Source organism: Marinibaculum pumilum, from assembly GCF_042646425.1.
Taxonomy (GTDB): Bacteria; Pseudomonadota; Alphaproteobacteria; order Ferrovibrionales; family Ferrovibrionaceae; genus Marinibaculum; species Marinibaculum pumilum.
The window spans coordinates 1-24,052 of record NZ_JBHRTR010000037.1 but is presented as its reverse complement, the minus strand read 5'-3'; the positions used below and the strand labels follow the sequence as shown (position 1 = coordinate 24,052).

19 protein-coding genes are annotated in these 24,052 nt (G+C 70.8%); 10 read left to right on the top strand and 9 right to left on the bottom strand.

Annotated features, from left to right (window positions below; all coding sequences use genetic code 11):
• Positions 1 to 319 precede the first annotated feature (319 nt).
• The 5 genes from ACFOGJ_RS23410 to ACFOGJ_RS23390 all read right to left on the bottom strand — a co-directional run bounded on the left by ACFOGJ_RS23410 (position 320) and on the right by ACFOGJ_RS23390 (position 5,675).
• Positions 320 to 829: a DUF934 domain-containing protein gene (locus tag ACFOGJ_RS23410; protein ID WP_379905186.1), complete on the bottom strand. Its 510-nt coding sequence runs from the start codon at positions 827 to 829 to the stop codon at positions 320 to 322.
• Positions 813 to 2,471: a nitrite/sulfite reductase gene (locus ACFOGJ_RS23405; protein WP_379905184.1), complete on the bottom strand. Its 1,659-nt coding sequence runs from the start codon at positions 2,469 to 2,471 to the stop codon at positions 813 to 815. Before ACFOGJ_RS23405 ends, ACFOGJ_RS23410 begins: the two co-directional genes overlap by 17 nt.
• A 44-nt stretch (positions 2,472 to 2,515) precedes the next feature.
• Positions 2,516 to 2,848, bottom strand: coding sequence for a DUF2849 domain-containing protein (locus ACFOGJ_RS23400; protein ID WP_379905182.1), 333 nt, complete (start codon positions 2,846 to 2,848; stop codon positions 2,516 to 2,518).
• 34 nt (positions 2,849 to 2,882) lie between these two features.
• Positions 2,883 to 4,310: a siroheme synthase CysG gene (cysG, locus tag ACFOGJ_RS23395; protein ID WP_379905180.1), complete on the bottom strand. Its 1,428-nt coding sequence runs from the start codon at positions 4,308 to 4,310 to the stop codon at positions 2,883 to 2,885.
• A gap of 165 nt (positions 4,311 to 4,475) precedes the next feature.
• Positions 4,476 to 5,675 (bottom strand): MFS transporter, encoded by a 1,200-nt coding sequence (locus tag ACFOGJ_RS23390; protein ID WP_379905178.1) that lies wholly within the window; start codon positions 5,673 to 5,675, stop codon positions 4,476 to 4,478.
• Between the two features lie 202 nt (positions 5,676 to 5,877).
• Here ACFOGJ_RS23390 and ACFOGJ_RS23385 point away from each other — a divergent pair, with 202 nt between their 5' ends.
• Genes ACFOGJ_RS23385 through ACFOGJ_RS23365 form a run of 5 tightly spaced genes read left to right on the top strand, consistent with a single transcriptional unit; the run spans position 5,878 to position 11,926 of the window.
• Positions 5,878 to 7,122 (top strand): sarcosine oxidase subunit beta family protein, encoded by a 1,245-nt coding sequence (locus tag ACFOGJ_RS23385; protein WP_379905176.1) that lies wholly within the window; start codon positions 5,878 to 5,880, stop codon positions 7,120 to 7,122.
• 14 nt (positions 7,123 to 7,136) lie between these two features.
• On the top strand, positions 7,137 to 7,505 hold the full coding sequence (locus ACFOGJ_RS23380; RefSeq protein WP_379905174.1) for a sarcosine oxidase subunit delta: 369 nt from the start codon (positions 7,137 to 7,139) through the stop codon (positions 7,503 to 7,505).
• Positions 7,502 to 10,594 (top strand): sarcosine oxidase subunit alpha family protein, encoded by a 3,093-nt coding sequence (locus tag ACFOGJ_RS23375; RefSeq protein WP_379905172.1) that lies wholly within the window; start codon positions 7,502 to 7,504, stop codon positions 10,592 to 10,594. Before ACFOGJ_RS23380 ends, ACFOGJ_RS23375 begins: the two co-directional genes overlap by 4 nt.
• Complete coding sequence (locus ACFOGJ_RS23370) at positions 10,587 to 11,240, top strand: sarcosine oxidase subunit gamma (protein WP_379905170.1); 654 nt, start codon at positions 10,587 to 10,589, stop codon at positions 11,238 to 11,240. Before ACFOGJ_RS23375 ends, ACFOGJ_RS23370 begins: the two co-directional genes overlap by 8 nt.
• 20 nt (positions 11,241 to 11,260) lie before the next feature.
• The gene (locus ACFOGJ_RS23365) at positions 11,261 to 11,926 is read left to right on the top strand and encodes a cysteine hydrolase family protein (protein WP_379905168.1); all 666 of its coding nucleotides are present in this window, start codon (positions 11,261 to 11,263) and stop codon (positions 11,924 to 11,926) included.
• 20 nt (positions 11,927 to 11,946) lie between these two features.
• On the opposite strand, the gene ACFOGJ_RS23360 is transcribed toward ACFOGJ_RS23365, so the two are convergent.
• Complete coding sequence (locus ACFOGJ_RS23360; protein WP_379905166.1) at positions 11,947 to 12,327, bottom strand: winged helix-turn-helix transcriptional regulator; 381 nt, start codon at positions 12,325 to 12,327, stop codon at positions 11,947 to 11,949.
• A gap of 174 nt (positions 12,328 to 12,501) precedes the next feature.
• Here ACFOGJ_RS23360 and gstA point away from each other — a divergent pair, with 174 nt between their 5' ends.
• The 4 genes from gstA to ACFOGJ_RS23340 all read left to right on the top strand — a co-directional run bounded on the left by gstA (position 12,502) and on the right by ACFOGJ_RS23340 (position 15,756).
• The gene (gstA, locus tag ACFOGJ_RS23355) at positions 12,502 to 13,110 is read left to right on the top strand and encodes a glutathione transferase GstA (protein WP_379905164.1); all 609 of its coding nucleotides are present in this window, start codon (positions 12,502 to 12,504) and stop codon (positions 13,108 to 13,110) included.
• 59 nt (positions 13,111 to 13,169) lie between these two features.
• Positions 13,170 to 13,526, top strand: a complete 357-nt coding sequence (locus ACFOGJ_RS23350) for a nuclear transport factor 2 family protein (RefSeq protein ID WP_379905162.1) — start codon at positions 13,170 to 13,172, stop codon at positions 13,524 to 13,526.
• A 97-nt stretch (positions 13,527 to 13,623) separates the two neighbouring features.
• Entirely contained in the window at positions 13,624 to 14,238 is a 615-nt protein-coding gene (locus ACFOGJ_RS23345) for a TetR/AcrR family transcriptional regulator (RefSeq protein ID WP_379905160.1), read from the top strand.
• A 3-nt stretch (positions 14,239 to 14,241) separates the two neighbouring features.
• Positions 14,242 to 15,756, top strand: a complete 1,515-nt coding sequence (locus tag ACFOGJ_RS23340) for an MFS transporter (RefSeq protein WP_379905158.1) — start codon at positions 14,242 to 14,244, stop codon at positions 15,754 to 15,756.
• 246 nt (positions 15,757 to 16,002) lie between these two features.
• Here ACFOGJ_RS23340 and ACFOGJ_RS23335 read toward each other — a convergent pair whose 3' ends face one another.
• Genes ACFOGJ_RS23335 through ACFOGJ_RS23325 form a run of 3 tightly spaced genes read right to left on the bottom strand, consistent with a single transcriptional unit; the run spans position 16,003 to position 18,181 of the window.
• Entirely contained in the window at positions 16,003 to 16,896 is an 894-nt protein-coding gene (locus ACFOGJ_RS23335; RefSeq protein WP_379905156.1) for an alpha/beta fold hydrolase, read from the bottom strand.
• Positions 16,897 to 16,940: 44 nt separating this feature from the next.
• Entirely contained in the window at positions 16,941 to 17,399 is a 459-nt protein-coding gene (locus ACFOGJ_RS23330) for a hypothetical protein (RefSeq protein WP_379905154.1), read from the bottom strand.
• Positions 17,400 to 17,413: 14 nt separating this feature from the next.
• Positions 17,414 to 18,181, bottom strand: a complete 768-nt coding sequence (locus ACFOGJ_RS23325; RefSeq protein WP_379905152.1) for an SDR family oxidoreductase — start codon at positions 18,179 to 18,181, stop codon at positions 17,414 to 17,416.
• 321 nt (positions 18,182 to 18,502) lie between these two features.
• Between ACFOGJ_RS23325 and ACFOGJ_RS23320 the strand changes: the two genes are divergently transcribed.
• Entirely contained in the window at positions 18,503 to 23,815 is a 5,313-nt protein-coding gene (locus ACFOGJ_RS23320; protein WP_379905150.1) for a beta strand repeat-containing protein, read from the top strand.
• The last annotated feature ends 237 nt before the right edge of the window (positions 23,816 to 24,052 follow it).

Genomic DNA, 24,052 nt, shown 5'->3' with positions numbered 1-24,052 from the left:
GCGCCGCGCGACATGGCTCAGTCGCGCGGCGCCCGGGGCACCGTGCGTGCCGCATAGGGGAGACCTGCCATGGACCTTACGCCGGTAATGGCGGGATTACAGCGGCCACATAACATCGTCGCCATGCACTGATGATGGCGCAGAATTCACCTGGCTCCGCGCCCTGTCCGTCATCCTCGCCCTTGAGGCGAGGATCCATTCCGCCAGCCGTGTGGCACCGCGATGCCTGCGGAATGGATTCCATGGTCATGCCATGGAATGACGATCTGGTGGGTCGCTGCGGCACAAGGGCGCCGGGGCGAACCCGATCTGGCAACGCCTATTCCGCCGCGGCGCGGCTCTGCCAGCGGGCCTGGGGGATGGACACCCGGCGGTCGTGGGAGGGCTGGTAGACGACGGAGATCTCGCCCAGGGCGTCCGCCCATTGTTCCGCCAGCTTCGGGTCGGCGACCTCGATACTGTCGAAGCCGACCCGGTGCAGGAAGAAGAACTGGTCGCGGATCACCCGGCCGGTGGCGCGCAGCTCGCCCTTGAAGCCGTAGCGGCCGCGCAGCAGCCGGCCGGTGGAGAAACCGCGTCCGTCGGTGAATGCGGGGAAGGCGACGCAGATCAGGTCGAAGCGGCCGGCATCCTCGCCCACCTGCTCCGCCAGCTCGCCGGCGGCCAGGCGCAGGCCGAGCCGGCCGTTCCAGTCGCGCAGCTCGGTCTCGTTGCGCTCCCAGCGGGTCAGGCTCACGGTGACGGCGGCGCCGTCCGCCGGCAGGGCCTCGTCATCCTCCAGGTGGCGCCAGGAATCCTCGCGGGCCTGGCCGTCACTGATCAGCGGCATAGAGCGCCTCCTTGAACGGGTCGTGACCCAGCCGGGTCAGGGTGTCGCGGAAGATCTCGCCCTCGTTCCGCAGGCTCATGTAGGTGTCGACGATGCGCTCGACGGCGCCGACCACCTCGTCATAGGCGAAGGCGCGGCCGGTAATGGTGCCGATCGCCGCCTGCGCGTCGGGGCGGCCGCCCAGGGTGATCTGGTAGAATTCCTCGCCCGACTTCTCCACCCCCAGGATGCCGATATCGCCGACATGGTGATGGCCGCAGGCATTGATGCAGCCGGAGATCTTGATCTTCAGCTCGCCGATCTCCGCCGACCGGCTCTCGTCGGCGAAGCGGCGGGTGATCTCCTGCGCCACCGGGATCGAGCGGGCATTGGCGAGCGCGCAATAGTCCAGGCCCGGGCAGGCGATGATGTCGCTGACCTGGTTCACGTTGGCGGTCGCCAGGCCGTGCTTCCCCAGCGCCTGCCACAGGGCATGCAGGTCCTCCTGCGCAACGTCGGGCAGCACCAGGTTCTGTTCGTGGGTGACCCGGATCTCGCCGAAACCGTATCGCTCCGACAGGTCGGCCACCGCCTCCATCTGCGCGTCGGTGGCATCGCCCGGGGGCCCGCCGACCGGCTTCAGGGAGATGGTGACGATCGCATAGCCCGGCACCTTGTGCGGCGAGACGTTCGCCGCGACCCAGCGGTCGAAGGCGGGGTTCTTGCCGCGCGCCTCGGCCAGTGCCGCGGGCTTGTCGCTGCGCTGCGGATAGTCGGGCGGGGCGAAGAAGGCGCGGATGCGGGCGATTTCCTCCGCCGGCAGGTCCAGCGCCTCGTCGCGGATCGCCTGCCACTCGGCCTCCACCTTCTCGCGGATCACCTCGGGGCTCGACTCGTGCACCAGGATCTTGATGCGCGCCTTGTACTTGTTGTCCCGGCGGCCCTCCTGGTTATAGACCCGCAGGATCGCCTCCAGGTAGGACAGCAGCTGCTCCGCCGGCAGGAACTCGCGGATCGTCTTGGCCACCATCGGGGTGCGCCCCAGGCCGCCGCCGACCATCACCTCGAAGCCCAGCGCGCCCGCCTCGTTGCGGTACAGCCGCAGGCCGATGTCATGCACCCGGATCGCCGCACGGTCGGTCTCCGCCGCCGAGACGGCGATCTTGAACTTGCGCGGCAGGAAGGAGAATTCCGGGTGCAGGGTCGACCATTGCCGGATCATCTCGCACCAGATCCGGGCGTCGTCGACCTCGTCCGCGGCACGGCCGCCGAACGGGTCCGACGTGGTGTTGCGGATGCAGTTGCCGGAGGTCTGGATGGCATGCATCTCCACTTCCGCCAGCTCGTTCAGGATGTCGGGGACATCCTCCAGCTTCGGCCAGTTGTACTGGATGTTCTGGCGGGTGGTGAAATGGCCGAAGCCGCGGTCGTAGCGCCGCGCGATATGCGCCAGCTTGCGCATCTGCGCCGCCGACAGGGTGCCGTAGGGCACCGCGACCCGCAGCATGTAGGCGTGCAGCTGCAGGTAGAGGCCGTTCATCAGCCGCAGCGGCCGGAACTCCTCCTCCGACAGCTCGCCGCTCAGGCGGCGCGCCACCTGGCCGCGGAACTGCGCCACCCGGTCGCGCACCAGCGCATGGTCGAAGGTGTCGTACTGGTACATCTTTCGCTCCCGCACCCCGGATCGGGGCGCCTCCTAGAATCCGTTCAGGCGGATTGCGCGTAGCCGGCACCGGGATCGGCCACGGCGCCCGGCACCGTGGGCCCGCCCGCGGCGCGGATCTGTTCGCGGTTGCGCAGCGGGCGCACATGGCCGTCCGCCGCCTCGACATCGATCAGGTAGGCGCCCACGACATGCTGCGCCGCCTCGGCGTCCGCACCCTGCTTCTCCAGCGCCGCCATGCCGTCGGCATCGGTGGCGACCGCCGCCCGGTCGATCTCGGTCACCCATTCGCCGCCATCGGCGAGGAACACCGTCAACCCGTCGCGCAGGCGGTTCGCGGTCATCGCGCGGCTCTTGCCCTTGGCACCCTTCTGCATCGCTTACTTCCGTCCGTTGCTTGGTCGCGCCGGCCTATTCGGCGGCGATCGCATAATGCTGTTCGGCCGCCGCGGCGAGCTCTTCCGGCAGGCCCTGGACCCTGGCCAGGGCGGCCACCGTGCCGATCACGATCACCGCCGGACCCGTCACATCCGCGGCGCGCATGGCCGCCTCCAGCCCGTCCAGCCGCGCCGGCACCACCTTCTGGTCGGCCCGGGTGCCGTTCTCGATCACCGCCACGGGCATGTCCGGCGCCATGCCATGGCCGATCAGCCGATCAGCGATCATGCCGGCGGTGCTGACGCCCATATAGACGACGATGGTCTGCCGGGCCTGGGCGAGGGTCGCCCAGTCATGGTCCGGTTCCCCATTTTTCGCATGGCCGGTGATGAAAACCGCCGACATCGCATGGTCGCGGTGGGTGAGCGGCAGCTGCGCGGCGGCCGCGCAGCCCATCGCCGCCGTGATGCCTGGCACCACCTCCACGGCGATGCCGCGGTCGCGGAGATACGCGACCTCCTCGCCGCCCCGGCCGAAGACGAAGGGATCGCCGCCCTTCAGCCGCACCACCTTGCGGCCGGCCAGCGCCTGCTCGTGCAGGATCGCGTTGATCTCGTCCTGGCTGCGGGCATGGTTGCACTTCTGCTTGCCGACAAAGATCCGCACCGCGTCGCGCCGCGCCCGGTCCAGCACCTCGTCACCCACCAGCTTGTCGTAGACGATGACGTCGGCGTCCTGCAGCAGCCGCTGCGCGCGCACGGTCAGCAGGTCCGGGTCGCCCGGCCCGCCGCCGACGATATGCACCATCCCCAGCACCGGCGCCGCCTGCGCGGCGGCCTGGTCCAGCTGCTCGCGGAAGCCGGCCAGGGCGCCGGCCTCGTCGCCGGCCAGGGCCTGGGCCGCGGCCGGGCTGTCGAACAGTCGCTCCCAGAAGGTGCGGCGGCGCCCGGCGGGAAGCCCGTCGGCCACCGCCTCGCGCAGGCCCTCGGCCAGGGTGGCCAGGCGGCCGATGCGGGCCGGCAGTAGCGCCTCGATCCAGCCGCGGATGCGGCGCGCCAGGACCGGCGCCGCGCCGCCGGAGGAAATCGCGACGGTGATCGGCGAGCGGTCGACGATCGCCGGGGTGATGAAGGTGCAGAGCTCAGGCCGGTCGACCACGTTCACCGGCACCCCGGCCGCCTGCGCGGCGCGGGAGACCAGGCGGTCGGTGGCATCGTCGCCGCTGGTGGCATAGGCCAGGGCGGTGCCGGACAGGTCGGCGGGGCGGAAGGCGCGGGCACGGATCTCGAGGCCGCCGTCGCGGGCCAGCTCGGTCAGTTCCGCCACGGGCGCATCGGCCACCAGGCGCACCAGGCCGCCGGCGCGCCGCACCAGGCGCACCTTGCGGGCGGCTTCCTCGCCGCCGCCGACGACGAGCACCGGGCGGTCCGCCAGGGTCATGCTGATCGGCAAATGCCGCATCGCGGCTCCTCCGAAGATCCGGTTCCTTCTCCGGCCCTCAGGGCGCGCGGCATTGTCCATGCGCACAGCTCCCCGATTGCCATTGCCGGGAAAGTGCGCTGGCAAAAGCCATAAATCAACAATTTCTATGTATGAAAAATAATCACCACAAACTTCTATGTAAAATCAGGCAGGCACCGCCACCGCCCGCCCGGCGGACTGCACGGCGCGGAAGATGGCATAGACGATCAGGGCCAGGACGATGAAGCAGACGGCCACCGCCATCGGCGCCACGAGCAGGCCGGTCATGTCGCGGGCCAGCCCGCCCAGGGGCGGCAGCACCGCCCCGCCGGCGAAGAACCAGATGTAGAAGATGCCGACCCCGGCGGAACGCGAGGCCGGCTTCAGCACCTGCCCCGGCAGGGCGGCGATGATCGCCGCCGGCATGGCGCCGAACACGCCGAAAGCCAGCGCCGACAGCAGCGGTACGGATGAGATGGCGAGCCCGATCTCGGCCACACCCAGCACCACGCCGCCGACCAGGACCATCATGCCGGGCGAGCGGAAGCGGTCTGCCAGCCAGCCGCCGATCGGCATCGCGCCAATCGCCAGCCAGTTGCCCAACGCCATGATCCAGCCGGCGGTCTGGGCATCCACGTTGCGGCCGCCCAGCACCCCGGGGCCGTAGGTCAGGAAGCTCAGATAGCTGGCGTTGTAGAGCGCCCAGATCAGCCCGGCGAGGCAGATCAGCAGAACCTCCGGCCGCTCGATGCGGAAGCGTGGCGGGCCGTCCGGCACGCCGCCGCTGTTGCGGTAGACATGCGCCAGTGGCGGGTCGCGATAGATCGTCAGGGTCAGCAGGAAGGCGATCGCCGCCATGGCCGCGGTCGACCATTGCGCGGCCGGCCAGCCGGCCAGGTCGGCAAAGAAGACATGCGCCACCATGCCCAGCCCGATTCCCAGGGCGAAACCGGACATCATCACCGCCATCGCGGTGACGATGGTACGGCTGTCGAACCAGTCGGCGATCATCTTGTTGTTCAGCACGATCATCATCACCCCGCCGCTGCCGGCGACGATCCGGCCGGCGCCGAGCATCACCGGGTCGACGGCGATTGTCGCAATGCAGCCACCGACCACCATCAGCACCAGGCTGACCAGCACCATCGTCCGGTCGCCGAAGCGGAAGCCGAGCCAGCCAGCCGGGATCGCCAGCAGCAGACCCGGCAGCAGGTAGAGGCTGGCCAGGGTGCCGACCCCGGCATGGTCGATGCCGAACGCCCCCTGCAGATGGACCGTGACGCTGGCGACGGAGACGATCTGGAAGCCCACGGCGAAACGCGCGGATGTCAGCGCGATGAGCATGATCCAGCGGGTGGCGTTCAACGCTTGTCCTTTCCTCCCCGGGGTGCCGGCGGCGGCGCAGCATGCGCGGCGGCGCCGCAGGCGGCAAGCGTCGCAGGCTCTTGGAAGGGCTGCGCCACGCGCATAGACTGCGCCGGTATCGACCCGCAGCCACCGGCCCGTCCGGCCGGCCAAGCCAGCGCGGGGCGAGGGGTCGGGCGGGGCGAGGAATCTTCGAGGCCGCATGCAGCGCTATTCGCTGGTCACCCTGGCGCGCAACGCGTTCAGCAATCACGAGGACTGGTCCCCCGCCTGGCGCAAGGCGGAGCCGCAGGCGGCGTACGACATCGTCATCGTCGGCGGCGGCGGCCATGGCCTGGCAACGGCCTATTACCTGGCGCGCGAGTACGGCGAGAAGAAGGTCGCCGTGCTGGAGAAGGGCTGGCTGGGCGGCGGCAATACCGGCCGCAACACCACCATCGTCCGCTCCAACTACCTGCAGGACGAGAGCGCGGCGCTCTACGACCATGCGGTCCAGCTCTGGGCCGGGCTGAGCCGGGAGCTGAACTACAACGTCATGTACAGCCCGCGCGGCCTGCTCCACCTGGCCCATAACGAGCACGACCTGCGGGAGATCTCGCGCCGCGGCCATGCCAACTGGCTGAACGGCATCGATGCGGAGTTCCTGAGCCCCGCCGAGGTCAAGCAGTGGGTGCCGCCGATCCGCATCGACGGCCGCTATCCGGTGCTGGGCGCGCTGCTGCAGCGCCGCGGCGGCACCGCCCGCCACGACGCCGTGGCCTGGGGCTATGCCCGCGCCGCCGACCGGCTTGGTGTCGACATCATCGAGAACTGCGAGGTCACCGGAATCGAGGTGGAAGGCGGCCGCGTGAAAGGGCTGCAGACCAGCCGCGGCCGCATCGGCGCGGGCAAGGTCGGCCTGGTCGCCGCCGGCCATTCCTCGGTCCTGGCGGAGATGGCGGGCTTCCGCCTGCCGCTCGCCTCCGTGCCGCTGCAGGCGATGGTGTCGGAACCGATCAAGCCGGTTCTGGACGTGGTGGTGATGTCGGGCAGCGTGCATGTCTATGTCAGCCAGTCCGACAAGGGCGAGCTGGTGATCGGCGGCGGCACCGACAGCCATGCCTCCTACAGCCAGCGCGGCTCCTTCGACATGATCGAGGAGATGGCCGGCCCGCTGCTGGAAATGTTCCCCGCCTTTTCCCGCCTGCGGATGCTGCGGCAATGGGGCGGCATCGTGGATGTCACCGCCGACCGCAGCCCGATCATCGGCCACAGCCCGGTGGCCGGCCTCTACCTGAACTGCGGCTGGGGCACCGGCGGCTTCAAGGCGACGCCCGGTTCCGGCCATGTCTTCGCCGCCACCATCGCCCGCGACGAGCCGCATCCGATGGCGGCGCCGTTCGGCCTGGACCGCTTCCGCAGCGGCGCGCTGGTCGACGAGGCCGCCGCCGCGGCCGTGGCGCACTGAACCGGAGGCGGGCCATGTTCGTCATCGACTGCCCCTGGTGCGGTGCCCGCCCGCAGAGCGAGTTCTCCGCCCATGGCGAGGCCCATATCCGCCGCCCAGCCGATCCGGAAGCGGCCAGCGACGCGGAATGGGCCAGCTATCTGTTCGAGCGGGAGAACCCGAAGGGTCCGGTGCTGGAACGCTGGCGCCACGACCATGGCTGCCGGCGCTGGTTCAACATCGCCCGCGACACCGCCACCGACGCCATCTTCGCCAGCTATCCGGCCGATGCGCCGCCGCCGGAGCTGCCGGCCCACGCCGGAGCGCCGCCACCTGCCCCTGCCCCGCCTCTGGGCCAGGAGCCGGCGGCGGACATCACCGACAGCAGGCGGGAGGAACCGTGAGCCAGACGGCGCGCCTGGCGCAGGGCGGGCGGATCGACCGCGCCACCCCCCTGGGCTTCACCTTCGACGGCGAGCAGATGTCGGGCTTCGCCGGCGATACCCTGGCCTCCGCCCTGCTGGCCAATGGCCGTCACCTGGTCGGCCGCAGCTTCAAGTACCACCGGCCGCGCGGCATCCTCGCCCTGGGGGAGGAGGAGCCCAACGCCCTGGTGCGGCTGGGCAGCGGCGCGGCGGCGGAGCCCAATACCCGCGCCACCGGGGTGGAGCTGTTCCAGGGCCTGACCGCGACCAGCCAGAACCGCTGGCCCAGCCTGACCAGCGACCTGGGCGCCGCCGCCGGCTGGTTCGCGCCCTTCCTGCCGTCGGGCTTCTACTACAAGACCTTCATGGGGCCGGGGAACAAGGCGTGGAGCGCCTATGAATGGGCGATCCGCCGGATGGCGGGCCTGGGCCGCGCGCCGGAAGGAGCCGACCCGGACCGCTACGAGCAGCGCTTCGCCCATTGCGACCTGCTGGTGGTCGGCGCCGGGCCGGCCGGCCTCGCCGCCGCGCTGGCCGCGGCCCGTGCCGGCGCGCGGGTGATCCTGGCCGATATCGACCGGCAGCCGGGCGGCCACCTGCTGGCGGAGAGCGACGGGCTAAAGGGCGACGGGCCGCAGATCGACGGCGGCCCGGCGCTGGCCTGGGTGGAGCGGATCACCGCGGAGCTGGACGACCTGCCCAACCTGCGCCGCCTCTCCCGCACCACGGTCGCCGGCTTCTATGACGGGCTCTACCTGACGGCGTGCGAACAGGTGGTCGGACGGGCGGGACCGGAAGGACGCGCCGCCGGTGTGCCGCGGCAGCGGTTCTGGCGGATCCGCGCCCGCCAGGTGGTGCTGGCGACCGGCGCGCTGGAACGGCCGCTGGTCTTCGGCGGCAACGACCTGCCCGGCGTGATGCTGGCCGGGGCGGTGCGCGGCTACCTGAACCGCTATGCCGTGCTGGCGGGAAAGCGGGTCTGCCTGCTGACCAACAACGACAGCGCCTATCGTACCGCGGTGCAGATGCAGCGGGCGGGTGCGCATTGCCTGCTGGCCGACCTGCGCGGCGAGGGCACGCCGCTGGCCGATGCGGCGCGGGCGGCGGGGGTCGAGGTGCTGGCCGGCCATGCCCTGACCGCGGCACAGGGCGGGCCGCGGGTGCAGCAGGTCCGCCTGCGCCGGATGAGCGAATCCGGCGGCGCGATGATCGGCGGCCTTCGCAAGGAGGGCGCCGACCTGGTCGCCATGTCGGGCGGCTGGGGCCCCAATCTCGCCCTGTTCAGCCAGGCCCGCGGACGCCTGCGCTACGACCCCGCCCTCACCGCCTTCCGCCCCGCCACCGGGCCCGACGGGTTGCGCGTCGCCGGCGGCGCGGACGGCAGCGCCGACCTGCAGGCCGCACTGGACGGCGGCACCGCGGCGGGCCTGGCGGCGGCCGGCGAATGCGGCTTCGAGCCCGCGGCCCTGCCGCCGCTGCGCGCGGCGGAGCCCGACCTGACCGGAACCGAAGGCGGCGGCCGGGTCCGCGCCGTCTGGATCGTCCCCGGCGAGCATCCGGTGGGGCGCGGCCCGAAGCAGTTCGTCGACTACCAGAACGACGTCACCGCGGCCGACCTCCAGCTGGCGGAGCGCGAAGGCTATGCCGCGGTGGAGCATATGAAACGCTACACCACCACCGGCATGGCGACCGACCAGGGCAAGGTCGGCGGCATGAACGCGCTGGGCATCCTGGCGGAGATGCGCGGCGACAGCATCGACCGGGTCGGCCATACCACCTTCCGCCCGCCCTATGTTCCGGTCACCTTCGGCGCCATGGCCGGGCGCCGCAGCGGTACCCTGTTCGACCCCGTCCGCCGCACGCCGATGCAGGACTGGCACGAGGCCAATGGCGCCATGTTCGAGGATGTCGGCCAGTGGAAGCGCCCGCTCTGCTTCCCGCAGCCCCTGCCGCCATCGCCGAAGGAAGGCGATAGCGGGCTGGAGGACCGCCACCAGGCGACGAAGCGCGAGGCGCTGGCCGTGCGCCAGGCGGCCGGCCTGCTGGACGCCTCCACCCTGGGCAAGATCATGGTCGAGGGGCCGGATGCCGCGACCTTCCTGAACCGGATCTACATCAACCGTTTCGACAGCCTGAAGCCGGGCCGCTGCCGCTACGGCCTGATGCTGACGGAGAACGGCACGGTGCTGGACGACGGCGTGGTGGCGCGGCTGGACGAGCGCCGCTTCCATGTCACCACCACCACCGGCAATGCCGCCCATGTGCTGGACCATATGGAGGAATGGCTGCAGACCGAGTGGCCGGAGCTGCAGGTCTGGTGCACCTCGATGACCGACCATTGGGCGGTGGCAACCCTGAGCGGCCCGCTGGCGCGGGATATCCTGGCACCGCTTACCGACATCGACCTGGACAGTGCCGCTTTCCCCTTCATGACGGTGCGGGAGGGCCAGGTCTGCGGCGCGCCGGCGCGGCTGTTCCGGGTCAGCTTCACCGGCGAGCTCAGCTACGAGATCAACGTGCCGGCGCGCTATGGCCGCGCGCTGTGGCAGGCGCTGCTGGATGCCGGTCGCGACCGCGGCCTGGTGCCCTTCGGCACCGAGGCGATGCACCTGCTGCGCGCCGAGAAGGGCTTCATCATCGTCGGACATGAGAGCGACGGCACCACGATCCCGGCCGATCTGGGGCTGGACGCGATGATCAAGGCGGACAAGGGCGATTTCGTCGGCCGCCGCTCCCTGGCACGACCGGACATGCTGCGCGCCGACCGCAAGCAGCTGGTCGGCCTGCTGACCGACACCCCCGCCACCGTGATGCGGGAGGGCGCGCAGATCGTCGCCCCCGACGCTCCGGAACCAAAGCCGGGGCAGCAGGTGCCGATGCTCGGCCATGTCACCTCCAGCTATTTCAGCCCCACCCTGGGCCGTTCCATCGCGATGGCCCTGGTGAAGGGCGGCCGGTCGCGGATCGGCGAGGCGGTGAAGGTGCCCGTGATGGGGGGGCAGCCCATTGCCGCGCGGATCTGCGAACCGGTCTTCCACGACGACAAGGGAGCGGCCGCCCGTGCCTGAGACGCCGCAGAACGAGACCGCCCCGCTGCCGGCCGACCCGCTCCCGGCCGATCCGCCGGAAACGCTGCCGGTGCTGCGCGCTGCCGGGCCGCTCGCCGACCGCTCCGCCCTGTTCGGCGAAGGGGTGGCGCTGGCGCCGCGCCCCTTCCTGGGGCGGCTGAACGTCCGCGCGCCGCTGTCCTCCGCTTCGATGACCACGGTCCTGCAGGAAATGGCCGGGCGCGAGGGGCCGAAGCTCGTCTGGCCGCTGCCGGCCAATCGCTGGACCGCGCTGGGGCCCAGCCGCCAGCTGGTCTGGCTGGGGCCGGACGAGATGCTGCTGCTGGGCAGCGACGCGGAGATCGCCGCCGCGGACGTCCAGATCCATGCGGTGATGGGCCGCTCGCCGGTCGCCGTCACCGATGTCAGCGACGGCGCCGCCACGATCCGGCTGAACGGCCCGCGCAGCGCCGAGGTGCTGGCCAAGGGCTGCCCCCTGGACCTGGACGTCCTGGACAGCGGCACCGCGGTGCAGACCCTGCTGGGTCGGCTGGACATGCTGCTGCTGGTGATCGAGGCGGGGCAGGTCTACGACATCCATGTCCGTGCGGCGCTGGCCGCCTATGCCTGGGACTGGCTGGCCGACGCGGCGGAAGAGTTCCTGTAGGCCTGAAGCGGGCGCCGCCAATGACCGACGTCCTGGGCGACCGGCTGCGGCGCAAGCTGGTCGCGCGGCGCGGCCGGCTGCACGCCTTTCCCGACCTGGTGCCCGAACGCAGCGCCGTCGTGGTGATCGACGCCACGGAAAGCTTCGTCCGCGGCCTGCCCGACGGTGCCGCGGCCTGTACGGCGATCGACCGCCTGACCGGCGCGGCCCGATCGGCACGAACGATCGTCCACTGGATCCATCCGACACCGCCCGCGACCTGGCCGGCCGCTGCCGCCGCGACCGCCCTGCTGGGCAGCGCGCAGGTCGACCGCCATGCCCGGGAGATGGCGGCCGGCGGCCCCGGCGCGCGGATCGATCCGTCGCTGACCGTCGCGCCGGCCGACCGGCATGCCGGGAAGCGGGGCTACAGCGCCTTCTTCCCCGGCGCCGGCCCGCTTGGCCCCGACCTTGCCAAGGCCGGCATCGACACCGTGATCCTGGCCGGCTTCCTGACCGATACCTGTGTGGAGGCCTCGGCCCGCGACGCCTTCGAAAGCGGCTTCCGGGTCATCCTCTGCGCCGATGGCTGCGCCGCCAACGACCCCGTGTCGCATCGCCACTGCCTGCGCCTCCTGGCACGCGCCTATGCGGATGTGCGGCCGGCGGCGGAGATCGCCGGGTTGCTGGGCGCCGGCCGGTCCTGACCGCTCCCCCCTTGTGACCGTCAGGCGGCCGCTTCGGTCCGCGACACGGCGTCCTGTCGCTGTACCTGCTTCAGCTTGTACCCGACCTCCGCGATCGCGCGGATCGCCGGCAGCAGTTCCTGGCCCAGCTCGGTCAGGGCGTATTCGACCGAAGGGGGCGAGGTCGGCATCACCGTGCGGGTGGCGATGCCGCGCGCCTCCAGGTCGCGCAGGCGGGTGCTCAGCATCTTGGCGGAGATCTTCGGCAGGTCGCTGCGCAGCTCGTTGAAGCGGCGCGGACCGCCGGACAGGTACCAGATGATGTTTGGCGTCCAGGCACCGCCGATGAGCGCCATGCAGGTGCCCAGCGGGCATTCGGACGGCGGCGGTGGCGCCTTGCTGCGGCGGACCTTCAGGGCCATCTCGGCCTCCTGCGGCGGTCGTGACGAGGTAACCGGCGGGATACCCGAGAATAGCGGTAACCGCAAGTTAGGGGGTTTCGTCTGGTAACCAGCCGTCCCACCTTCCGACCAGCGCCGTGGCGTGGGCCTGCCGGGAGCGGCGGCCGCACGGCGCCCGACCAAGGAGGATGCGCGATGAAGCTCTACTATTCCCCCGGCGCCTGTTCCCTGTCCCCGCACATCGTGCTGCGGGAGATCGGCCTGCCTTTCGACCTGGAGAAGGTGAACCTGGCGGAGAAGAAGACCGAGGGCGGCGAGGATTACCGCCAGATCAACCCGAAGGGCTATGTCCCGGCGCTGCGCCTGGACGATGGCGACGTGATCACCGAGGGCCCGGCCATCGTGCAGTACCTGGCCGATGCCAACGGCCGCACCGACCTGGCGCCGGCCGCCGGCACCCTGCCGCGGACCCGGCTGCAGGAGCATCTGACCTTCATCGGCACCGAGCTGCACAAGTCGTTCAGCCCGCTGTTCCAGAAGGACGCGCCGGAGGCGGCGAAGGAGCTGGCGAAGACCCGCCTGTTCAACCGCCTGGACATGGTCGAGCAGCTCCTGTCGGACGGGCGGTCCTACCTGCTGGGCGACAGCTTTTCCGCCGCGGACGCCTATCTGTTCACGGTCGCCAACTGGACCCGGCCGACCGGCATCGGCCTGGACCGCTGGCCCAACCTCGCCGCCTTCGTGTCCCGGGTGGCCGGACGACCGGCGGTGCAGGAAGCCCTGAAGGCGGAGGGCCTGGCCTGAGCGCGACCGCAGCGGAAGGGCTTCCCGCGGCTGCCGGCCACGGGGGGCCCTACCGCGAGGTGGCAGAGGTCCTGTCGCGCTATTTCGACGGCCTCTACCACAGCGACACGGGCATCCTGAAAGAGGTGTTCCACCCGCTGGCGCATTACGTCTGCGCCACCGACGGCAGCCTGGTGCACAGGACGATGGATGCCTATTTCCCGGTCGTCGACGACCGGCCCGCCCCCGCTGCCCGCGGCGAGGCGCGGGTCGACGAAATCGTCTCCATCGCCTTCGCCGGGCCGGTGACGGCCGTGGCGCGGGTCCGCTGCGCCATCGGCGAGAAGCTGTTCACCGACATCCTGACCCTGGTCCGCCTGGAGGGCCGCTGGCAGATCATCTCGAAGGTTTTCCACTACGACCTGCAGCCGGCCTGACCGGCCGGCGGTGGCGGCGCGGGAAGCCGGAGGGATACCGGCTTCCCGCGTCTTTCCGATTGACACCATGCTTTCAATCAATCACTTGATTGAAAGCATGTCCCCCACTCGCTCAAAGCCCGCCAGCCCGCCGCAGGCCGACGACCGCCCCGCCGCGATCGCTGCGGCCACCCGCGCGCTGATCGTGGAGCGCGGCTTCGAGGGCCTGCGCACCCGCGACATCGCCGACCGGGTCGGCATCAACATCGCCACCCTGCACTACCACGTGCCCGGCAAGGCCCGGCTGATCGAGCTGGTCGCGGAATCGCTGCGCGACGATTTCGACCTCCAGCAGGCCCGCCATCCGCGCGCCGGCATGGCGCCGACGGCGCGGCTGGAACGCGAGCTGCTGGATTTCCGCGAGGCCTTCACCGAGGACCCGGAGCGCCTGGTGGTGATGGCGGAGCTCGTCCAGCGCGCCCGCCATGACGAGAATGTCCGTGCCGTCCTGCAGCCGATGCTGGAAGGCTGGCTGTGCCACATCCAGGCGATCCTGGCGGACGGCACGGCGGACGGCAGTTTCCGCGCCGATGCCGATCCCAGGGCCTGTGCGCAGATGATCGTCGCCGCCCTGATGGGATTCCGCCGCCTGCCGGATGCCGGGCCGGCTTCCTTCGACGCCATGGCCCGCGAACTGCTGCGCGGCCTGGCGCCTGCAAACCGAAAGACCTGAAAGATGTCCCAATCCACTGCCGGGGCCGCGCCCGCCGCCCCGCCGGCCCCCCCGCCGGCCGGCACGGCCGGCGACAACAGGCGCCGCTGGGCCGCCTTCGGCATCCTGCTGCTGGCCAGCTTCATCAACCTGGTGGACGTGACCATCATCAACGTCGCGATCCCCCGCCTGCAGGCCTCCTTCGGCGCCTCCGACAGCGACATCCAGTGGGTCGTCGCCGGCTATGTCCTGGTCTTCGCCCTCGGTCTGCTGCCGTTCGGGCGTCTCGGCGACCTGCTGGGCCGGCGCCGGCTGTTCCTGTTCGGCGTCGCCGGCTTCACCTTCGGCTCCGCGCTCTGCGGCCTGGCACCCAATGTCGAGGCATTGATCGGAGCGCGCATCCTGCAGGGCATCACGGCGGCGATGATGATGCCGCAGGTCCTGGCGATCGCGCAGGTGATGTTCGCGCCGCACGAACGTGCGGTCGCCTTCTCCCTGTTCGGCGTGACCGCGGGTCTGGCCTCCGTCAGCGGCCCGCTGGCGGGCGGTGCGCTGATCGCCCTCGACCTCTGGGGGCTCGACTGGCGGCCGATCTTCCTGGTCAACATCCCGATCGGCCTGCTGGCGATCGTCGCCGGCCGCCTGCTGATCCCGGAATCGGGGCAGCGCGACCGCGGCGGGCTGGACCTGGTCGGCGTGGCGCTGGGCGGCCTGACCCTGCTGGCGATCCTCTATCCGCTGATCGAGGGGCGCGACCGCGGCTGGCCCCTCTGGGAGATCGGCATCATGCTGGCGAGCCTGCCGCTGGCCGCCCTGTTCGTGGCCTGGCAGCGGCAGCGCCGGCGTGCGGCGCGGGCGGAGCTTCTGCCCCTGGCGCTGCTGCGCAACCGATCCTTCCTGACCGGCATCGCGATGACGGTGCTGCTGTTCTCCGGCATGTCCGGCTTCTTCTTCATCGTCGCGATCTTCCTGCAGACCGGCTTCGGCTTCACGCCGCTGCAATCGGCGCTGACCACCTTTCCCTTCGCGCTCGGCATCCTGCTGGCCTCCATCGCCTCCGGCCGGCTGTCCGTGCGCTGGCCGCGGGCCCGCATCGCCATCGGCGCGCTGGTCTTCGGCGCCGGAATGGTCGCCCTTTTCGTCATCGCCCTCGGCCTGGACCAGGCGGTCGACCATTGGCTGTTTGCCGCGCCGCTGCTGCCCTGCGGCATCGGCATCGGCATCGCCATTGCGCCGCTGTTCCGCACCATCCTGTCGCGGGTCGACCCGCGGCAGGCCGGTGCCGGCTCCGGCGCCCTGCAATCCTTCCAGCAGGTCGGCAGTGCGGTCGGCGTGGCGATCCAGGGGCAGATCTTCTTTCCGGCGCTCGCCGCCGGCCTTGCCGCACAGCAGCTGCAGGGCCCCGCCTTTGCCGGCGCCCTGCGCGCCACCCTGATCTACGAGATCGCGGTCGCCCTGGGCCTGGCCGTCCTGGCGGCCAGCCTGCCGCGCCTGGCGCAGGAGGAACCGACGGCCGCCCGGCCGCCGATGGAGGTCTGAGCCGCGCTCCGGTGCCGCACGCCGCCCGGATTTATCGCGCAGCTACAATTTGGCAGGGTTCCCGGCGTTGCGCCCACATCCCGGACACGGATGCCGCTGCGTTTTCCGGAAGGCGTCACCACCGCGCTCGTCGCGATCCATGGTTCCGCGAGGCTGAATAAGAGCCGGCATCTATTGAGAAGCGGCAGCATGGACTCGCGTATCAAGTACGCGAGTGACGCTCTCAGGTGACGGCGCCGTGCGCGCTCAAACCTGCGCCGCCTGGAAATGCGCGACCATGGCCGCCGCCATCTCCGGCACGTGGCCGGGCGGCAGGTCGTGGCCCATGCCGTCCATCACCTTCAGCTGCGCGCCCGGGATTATCTGCGCCAGGTGCCGTGCATGCTCGATCGGAAACAGCGGGTCGCGGTCGCCATGCACCACCAGGGTCGGCACGTCCAGCTTCTCCACCAGCGGATCGCGCGGCTGCGCCACCACGGCGGCGGCGAACTGGCGGGCCGGGCCGGTCGGGTCGTAGTCGCGTTCCACCTGCATGCGCAGGAAGGCGCGCAGCTTTTCCTCGTCATAGGGGAAGCCCGGCGTGCCGATCTTGCGGCGCAGCCAGACCGAATGGCTGACGATGGAGTCCACCGAGCTCATGTCTTCCGGCAGGGTGCGCAGCGCCGCCATCGCATCCGGGTCGCCCGGCGGCAGGCTGCGATTGCCGGACGTGGTGAAGAGCGGCACCAGGCTCGCCACCCGGTCCGGGTGATGCGCCGCCACCAGCTGCGCGATCATGCCGCCCAGCGAGCCGCCGACGATATGCGCCTTCGGCACCTGCAGCGCGTCCAGCAGGCCGACCGCATCCGCGGCCATGTCCTCCAGGGTATAGGGCACCGCCGGCATGCGCCCGGCGCGGATCTCGTCCATCATCGCGTTCAGGTCCGGTACCCCGGCGTCGCGGAAATGGGTCGACAGCCCGACATCGCGGTTGTCGTGGCGGATCACGCGGTAGCCGGCGGCCGCGATCCGGTCGACGAAATCCTGCGGCCAGAGGGTCAGCTGCGCCGCCAGCCCCATGATCAGCAGCACCGGCGGCGCATCCGCCGGGCCGGTATCCTCGTAGGCGATGGTGATGCCGTTGGCCTTCACGTCGGGCATGGGCTTCCTTTCGGTCGGACGGGCCGCACCGGCGGCGGGCCGTGCTATTCCGTGGTCAGGGTGAGGCGGATCGGTCCCTTGTTCTTGTCCTCCGTCGCGAAGACGAAGGTCGGGGTCCCGTCGCCCACCGCGCTTTTCTTGTCCGGCTTCGCCGGGTCCGCCGGATTGACGTAGAAATCGCCCTCCGGGTCGCGCACCAGGACCCAGTCCTGCTCCACCTTCGCCAGGGCCGCGCTGCAGCCGTCGGCGATCGCCTTGCTGCCCAGGCGATAGACGCTGTTGGAGCCGTCGGCCTCCGGCGGCGTCTCCACCAGCAGCCGCGCCACCTGACCCGCCGGCGCCGCCACCTGTCCCTTGTGGGGCGAGACGGAGAAGCCGATGTCGCAATCGGTGGCGTTGCGGATGTCGATCGGCAGCACCGGTTCGGCCCTGGCTGCGATCGCGAATCCCGCCACGAGCGCCGCCACGGCGGCGGCACGGATGGCCTTGTCGATCGAACGCATCTGCTGTCCCTCTCCTACATGCCGCGCGTTCGGCCGCCGTCGATATCGACGATCGAGCCGTGGATGAACGATGCCTCCGGCGAAGCCAGGAAGGCGACCAGCGCGGCGATATCCTCCACCTCGCCGATCCGCGTGGTCTCCGAATCGGCAGCCATGCGGGCCAGCACGCTCGCCTCGTCCAGCCCGTCCTTCTCCATCGCCTGCCGCACCCAGACCATCAGCCGGTCGGTACGCACCAGGCCGGGATGGACGGCATTCACCCGGACCCCGTCGCGGGTGCCGATCTGCGCCATCGCCTTGGCGAAATTGGCGCAGGCCGCGTTCACCGAGCCGCCGATGGTGAAATCGGGCGAGGGGTTGCGCGCGCCGACGCCGATGATGTTGACCATCGCGCCACCGGCCGCCTTCAGGTGCGGCCAGGCCGCCCGGGTCATCCGCACCGCGCCGTGGAACTTCAGCGCGAAGCCGTCCTGGAAATCCTCTTCCGTCAGGCTGAAGAAGTCGCCGCGCTTGGTGGCGCCGGCATTGTTCACCAGCAGGTCGACGCCGCCCAGCGCCTCGACCGCGCCGGCCACCGCGCGGTCCCCGGCATCCGCCTGCCGCAGATCCAGCGCCAGCGGCACGGCACGGCGGCCGGCCGCGCCGACCTCCTTCGCCACGTCCTGCAGGGTGTCGGCGCTGCGGGCCACCAGCGCCACGTCATAGCCCTCTGCGGCCAGCCGCAGCGCGATGCCGCGGCCGATGCCGCGGCTGGCGCCGGTCACGATGGCGGTCCTGGTCATGCGCCCTCCCCCTTCCATATGATCTGTCGCTGACGCGGCATGCAGCATGCCGCGCGGGGACACCTTATCCGCTGCATCACGTCGCTGGTAAGACCCTGCCGCACTTCCCGTCCGAAAGGTCGTGCCACATGTCCAGCCGGTGGGCTGCGCCCTGGACAGGTCCCCCCGGTACCCGCCATGCGAGGGCCATATGCCTGCCTTCCGACCGCCAGATTCTCCGTCGAACCTGACCATATCAGGCGTCACGCACCGTGACCGGACCATGTCGGTTTGTGTCAGGAATGGCGTGGCGCACGGGCAGGCAAGGGGCAGCCGCAGATCATGACGACCGTATCCCTGACCGCGACGGGCGGCGAGACGCTTCAGCTGACCGCCGCGCAGACCCAGGTGATCCTGACCACCGAGGCCGGCGGCGACCGGATCCTGTTCGGACCGAACGATACCGAGCTGCAGTTCCGCGGCGCCGGCCAGGGCAATCTCTATGTCGGCGGTGCCGGCGCGGACCTGGTGGCGGCCAGCGGCAGCGCCACTGTCTATGGCGCCTTCGCCGATATCGAGACCCTGGTGGGCAACGGTGCCGCGGACTGGACCCTGTCCACCCCCGGCAGCTGGACCGTCAGCGGCGTCGCCGTCCTGCATGGCGCACCGGACGGCCAGCATGTCCTGCTGGGCGGCGGCAACACCCTGACCATCGACGGGATCGAGACCCTGGCCGGGTCCGGCAGCCCGGAGCGGGTCTTCCTGCTGCCGGCATCCGGCCAGTCCGGCGCCACCATGACCGTGGCCGGCATCGACACCCTCACCGGCTCCACCGCCGCGGAGCGGGTGACCCTGTCCGGCGGCGCCCAGACCCTGACGGTCAGCGCCCTGGACACCCTGGTCGGCAGCGACCAGGACGATGCCGTCACCATGGCAGCCGCGCAGACCGGCGGCCTGATCAACCTGCTGGGCGGCTATGACGAGCTGCGGCTGGCCGACGGCCGCAACATCCTGACCGCCTACAACATCGACAGCCTGGCCGGCGGGACGGGCCTGGACAGCATCACCGTCGGCGGCCAGGTCGGCGACCAGCTCTATGTCAGCAATGTGGAGACCCTGACCGGCACCAGTGCCGACGAGATCGTCATCCTGGCGACCCCGGCGACAATCTCCGTCTCCGGCATCGCCACCATGGCCGGTTCGGAAAGTGCGGACTGGGTCACCCTGACCGCGCCGGAGACCGGCATCATGCTGGACCTGGCCGGCGGCGAGGATAGGCTGATCCTGGCCGATGGCGGCAACAGCCTCTCCGCCTTCAATGTCGAGAGCATCCTGGGCGGTGCCGGCGCCGATCGGGTGACGACCAACGACCCCGGCTGCGGCTGCGAAGGGGGCCTTGTCGTGGCCAACTTGGAGACCCTGGTGAACGCGGTGGACGAGTTCGGCACCGTCACCTTCTCCGGCGGCGCGACGACGACGGTCTCCGGTTTCGACATCCTGCTCGGCAGCAGCGCGCCCGACCGGATCACCCTGGGCCGCTCCGGCGAGGTGCTGGTCGCCGACATCGACACGATCATCGGCGACCCGGGCGACGCCTCCAATCTGGGCCTATTGACGCCGGGGACCGTGACCGCGAGCGGCATCGCCTGGCTGATCGGGTCCGAGGGCGAGGACCTGGTCACCGTCAGCGGGCCCAGCACCATGGTAGTGGCAGAGATCGAGACCCTGGTCGGCTCCGCCACAGCCGATTTCCTGGAGGTCGAATGTGCGCAGACCATAACGGTTTCCAGCATCGACACCGTCCTGGGCTGCTACAACGGCTCGCAGGTGACCCTATCGGACGGTGGCACCGTGGCGGTTGCCGGCATTGACACCATCCTGGGTACCGCCAGCGCGGATCGCGTCAACCTGGGAGGCGACGGAGCGACCGCCGCCGCAGCCCTCATCGATACCCTGGTCGGCACGTCCAGCGGCGACACCGTCACCCTGCTGCAGCCGCAACAGGGGGGCATCGTCAACCTACTGGGCGGTGGCGACCGGCTCGCCCTCGCCGATGGCGGCAATGCCTTCTCCGCCTTCAATGTGGAGACCCTGACCGGCGGCGCCGGTGCGGATTCTGTGGCGCTGGGCGGCTTCGCCGGCCATACCATCCAGGTCTCAGGCCTGGAGACCCTGACCGGGATCGGCGTCGTCGACCGGGTGGCCCTGTCCGGCGCCGCCACCCTGTCGATTTCCGCCATCGATACCCTGACCGGCTCCACCGCCGCGGAGCGGGTGACCATGACCGGCGGCGGCCAGACCCTGACGGCGGCGGCGATCGACACCCTGACCGGCACCTCCGCCACCGACCATGTCAGCCTGTCGCAGGCCCAGGGCGGCGGCATCGTGAACCTGCTGGCCGGCGCCGACCGGCTGGCGCTGGCCGATGGCACCAACAGCCTGTCAGCTTTCAATGTCGAGAGCCTGGCCGGTGGCAGTGGCCAGGATGCGGTCCATGTCGGCGGTGCCGCCGGCAGCACCATGCAGGTTTCCGGCATCGAGACCCTGACCGGCACCGGCGAAATACAGCGCATCGCCCTGTCCGGGCCGACGGCCATGCTGGTGGGCGGCATCGAGACCCTGGCCGGCTCCAGCGCCTCCGACATGATCACCCTGACCAACAGCGCGTCGGTCACGGTCACCGACCTGGACACCCTGGTCGGCTCTGGCGGCGGCGACCTGGTGGCGATGTCGGGCGCCGGCCAGACGATGGCGGCGGCGGCGATCGAGACCCTGACCGGCACCGCCTCGGCGGACCATGTCACCCTGATCCAGACGCAGGCCGGCGGCATCCTGAACCTGCTGGGCGGCGGCGACCGGCTGGTGCTGGCGGATGGCGGCAACACCCTCTCCGCCTACAATATCGAAAGCCTGATCGGCGGCGGCGGCGGCGACCGGGTGCATGTCGGCGGTGCCGGCTCGCGCACCCTGCAGGTCGCCGCCATCGAGACCCTGACCGCCGGCGCGTCGATCGAGATGGTGACCCTGTCGGGCGGCTCGGCGATGCTGGTCGGCGGCATCGATACCCTGATCGGCTCCACCGCCGACGACCTGGTCACCCTGTCGGGTGCGGCGACCATGACCGCCAGCGGGCTGGAGAGCCTGTTCGGCAGCGCCGGCGCGGACAGGGTCACCCTGACCGGCGGCGGCCAGACCCTGGCGGCGGCGGCCATCGACACCCTGGTCGGCACGACGGAGGCCGACCGGGTGATCCTGCTGCAGCCGCAGGGGTCAGGCGCCATCAACCTGCTGGCCGGTGCGGACAGCCTGGCGCTGGCCGGCGGGGCGAACCGGATCACCGCCTATAATGTCGAGACCGTCACCGGCGGCAGCGGTGCCGACCATGTCTCGGTCGACGGCAACGACGTCCAGAGCTTCCAGGTCTCCGCCATCGAAACCCTGGTCGACATCGCCGGGCCCGGCCAGGTCAGCCTTGGTGCGGCCTCGACCATCACCCTGGCAGGGTTCGAGACGGTGACCGGCAGCGCCGGCGCGGATCGGGTCAGCCTGTCCGGCGGCGCCACCCTCACCGCCAGCGCGGTGGAGACCCTGCTGGGCGGCGCCTGCACCGACCATGTCACCATCGCCGGCAGCGGCAACACGACGACGATCGGCGGCATCGACTCCCTGCTGGGCGGCGCCGGCCCCGAACTGGTGCGGCTGACCGGCACCACGGACATGGCGGTGGCCAACATCGACACCCTGATCGGCACCACCGCTGCGGACCGGGTGCTGGTGTCCGGCGTGTCGGCGGTGCAGGTGGCGCTGATCGACAGCCTGGTCGGCTCGCCGGAACTGAACAGCGTCAGCCTGTCGGCCGCGACCAGCCTGACGGTCAGCGGGGTGGAGAGCGTGCTGGGTTCCGCCAGTGCCGATGCGATCACCCTCAGCGGGCTCAACAGCCTGACAATCGCGTCGATCGACAGCCTGACCGGCACCCTGGCATCGGAGCGGGTGTCCGTCGCCACCCAGGGTGTGCTTTCGGTCACCAACATCGACACCCTGACCGGTTCCGCCGGCGCGGACGACTGGTCGGTGGTGCTGGAACCCGAAGGGGGCATCATCAACACCCTGGGCGGCGCCGACCGGGTCACCCTGTCGGACCGCGCCAACATCCTGTCCGCCTTCAACATCGAGACCCTGGTGGGCGGCGCCTCCACCGACATCGTCAATGCCGGCGGTCATTTCGGGACGACGATGCAGGTCTCCGGCATCGAGACCCTGACCGGCAATTCCACCGCGGAGCGGATCATCCTGTCCGGCGGTGCCACCCTCGGCGTCAGCGGCATCGACACCCTGGCGGGATCGACCGCCAGCGACCGGATCACCCTGATCGCCACCGATGCGCAGAGCCTGACGATCAGCGGCATCGACAGCCTGGCCGGGTCGGCGACGGCGGAACTGGTGCGGCTGAGCGGCGGCGGCGCCGTCACCCTCGACCGGATCGACACCATCCTGGGCGACGGCAGCGGCGGCGACGATGCGGTGGTGCTGGCCTCGGCACAGACCGGCATTGTCGTGAACCTGCTGGCCGGCAATGACAGCCTGACCCTCGCCGGCGGCGGCAACGACCTGTCCGCCTACAATGTGGAGACCCTGACCGGCGGCGCCGGCGCGGACCGGGTGCAGCTAGGCGGGCATTTCCCCGCCAGCGTCCAGGTCACCGGGGTGGAGACCCTGATCGGCGCCAGCACCGCCGACCAGGTGACCCTGACGGCGGCACCCGACAACAGCGTCCAGTTCGCCCAGGTCGACACCATCGTCGGCAGCCCCTCCCTGGAATGGGTGCAGCTGACCGGCGGCGGCACCGTGACCGCCAGTGCCATCGAGACCATCGTCGGCACCGGAGTCGCGGAAGACGATGCGATCTTCATCGCCTCGCCGCAGACCGTCGCGATGGTGAACCCGCTGGCCGGCAATGACCGGCTGACCCTGGCGGACGGCAGCAACACGCTTTCCGCCTTCAACGTGGAGACGCTGACCGGCGGCAGCGGCGCCGACAATGTCCATCTCGGCGGCCATTTCGGCGTCACCACCCAGGTCTCCGGCGTCGAGACCCTGCTGGGCAATACCACCACGGACCGGATCGTGCTGGCCGGCGGCGACACCCTGGTGATCGCCGGCTCCGGCCCGGACCAGATCGTCATGCAGGCCGGCGCCGGCAGCGACCGGATCGGCTATGCCAGCCAGTTCGAGGGCGGCGCCTTCGGCGACACCGCCGGCGGCGACCGGATCGCGAACTTCCAGACCGCCACCGACAGGGTGCAGGTGATGGCCGGCAGTCAGCTGGAAAGCGCCATCGACAAGGGCGGCGCCGGCCTCACCGTGACCCAGCGCGGCAGCGGCCAGGTCGACCTGTCCGGCGACGAGATCGTCTATCTCACCCAGGCGGTGCAGTCCGGCGGCCTGCAATCGGCCGGCTTCGCCGACCTGCTGGCGGCCCTCGGCCCGGTCAGCGGCAGCGGCCCGGTGGTCGTCGCCGCCAATGACGGCAGCAGCTCCGCGCTCTACTACCTGAACGACTTCCAGACCGGCACGATCGGCGGCGGCAATGTCCGCCTGCTGGGGCTGTTCACCGACAGCGTTCTGCAGTTCGCAGACCTGAGCTACGGCTGAGGCGGGGTCGGCGGCGGAAGGCCCCCACGGCAAGAAGCCCCGTGGGACTCACACTTCTCTTCCGCGTGTTCGCCGTGTCACCGTCGCCCTCGGGCTTGACCCGAGGGCCGCGACGGGACAGGGACGCTGCGTAGCTTCGCCGTCCTGCCACGATCCTCGGGTCAAGATCCTATGCAGGCGCGACGGGCGAGGCGTTACCGTATCGGTTTCCCACACCCAACAGCTGCATAGGAGGCA

Coding starts and splice junctions, on each gene's coding strand:
- ACFOGJ_RS23330 (WP_379905154.1), bottom strand. CDS start 17,399: ATGCGTTCGATCGACAAGGCCATCCGTGCCGCCGCCGTGGCGGCGCTC.
- ACFOGJ_RS23410 (WP_379905186.1), bottom strand. CDS start 829: ATGCCGCTGATCAGTGACGGCCAGGCCCGCGAGGATTCCTGGCGCCAC.
- ACFOGJ_RS23405 (WP_379905184.1), bottom strand. CDS start 2,471: ATGTACCAGTACGACACCTTCGACCATGCGCTGGTGCGCGACCGGGTG.
- ACFOGJ_RS23400 (WP_379905182.1), bottom strand. CDS start 2,848: ATGCAGAAGGGTGCCAAGGGCAAGAGCCGCGCGATGACCGCGAACCGC.
- ACFOGJ_RS23320 (WP_379905150.1), top strand. CDS start 18,503: ATGACGACCGTATCCCTGACCGCGACGGGCGGCGAGACGCTTCAGCTG.
- cysG (WP_379905180.1), bottom strand. CDS start 4,310: ATGCGGCATTTGCCGATCAGCATGACCCTGGCGGACCGCCCGGTGCTC.
- ACFOGJ_RS23385 (WP_379905176.1), top strand. CDS start 5,878: ATGCAGCGCTATTCGCTGGTCACCCTGGCGCGCAACGCGTTCAGCAAT.
- gstA (WP_379905164.1), top strand. CDS start 12,502: ATGAAGCTCTACTATTCCCCCGGCGCCTGTTCCCTGTCCCCGCACATC.
- ACFOGJ_RS23365 (WP_379905168.1), top strand. CDS start 11,261: ATGACCGACGTCCTGGGCGACCGGCTGCGGCGCAAGCTGGTCGCGCGG.
- ACFOGJ_RS23335 (WP_379905156.1), bottom strand. CDS start 16,896: ATGCCCGACGTGAAGGCCAACGGCATCACCATCGCCTACGAGGATACC.
- ACFOGJ_RS23380 (WP_379905174.1), top strand. CDS start 7,137: ATGTTCGTCATCGACTGCCCCTGGTGCGGTGCCCGCCCGCAGAGCGAG.
- ACFOGJ_RS23340 (WP_379905158.1), top strand. CDS start 14,242: ATGTCCCAATCCACTGCCGGGGCCGCGCCCGCCGCCCCGCCGGCCCCC.
- ACFOGJ_RS23325 (WP_379905152.1), bottom strand. CDS start 18,181: ATGACCAGGACCGCCATCGTGACCGGCGCCAGCCGCGGCATCGGCCGC.
- ACFOGJ_RS23360 (WP_379905166.1), bottom strand. CDS start 12,327: ATGGCCCTGAAGGTCCGCCGCAGCAAGGCGCCACCGCCGCCGTCCGAA.
- ACFOGJ_RS23345 (WP_379905160.1), top strand. CDS start 13,624: ATGTCCCCCACTCGCTCAAAGCCCGCCAGCCCGCCGCAGGCCGACGAC.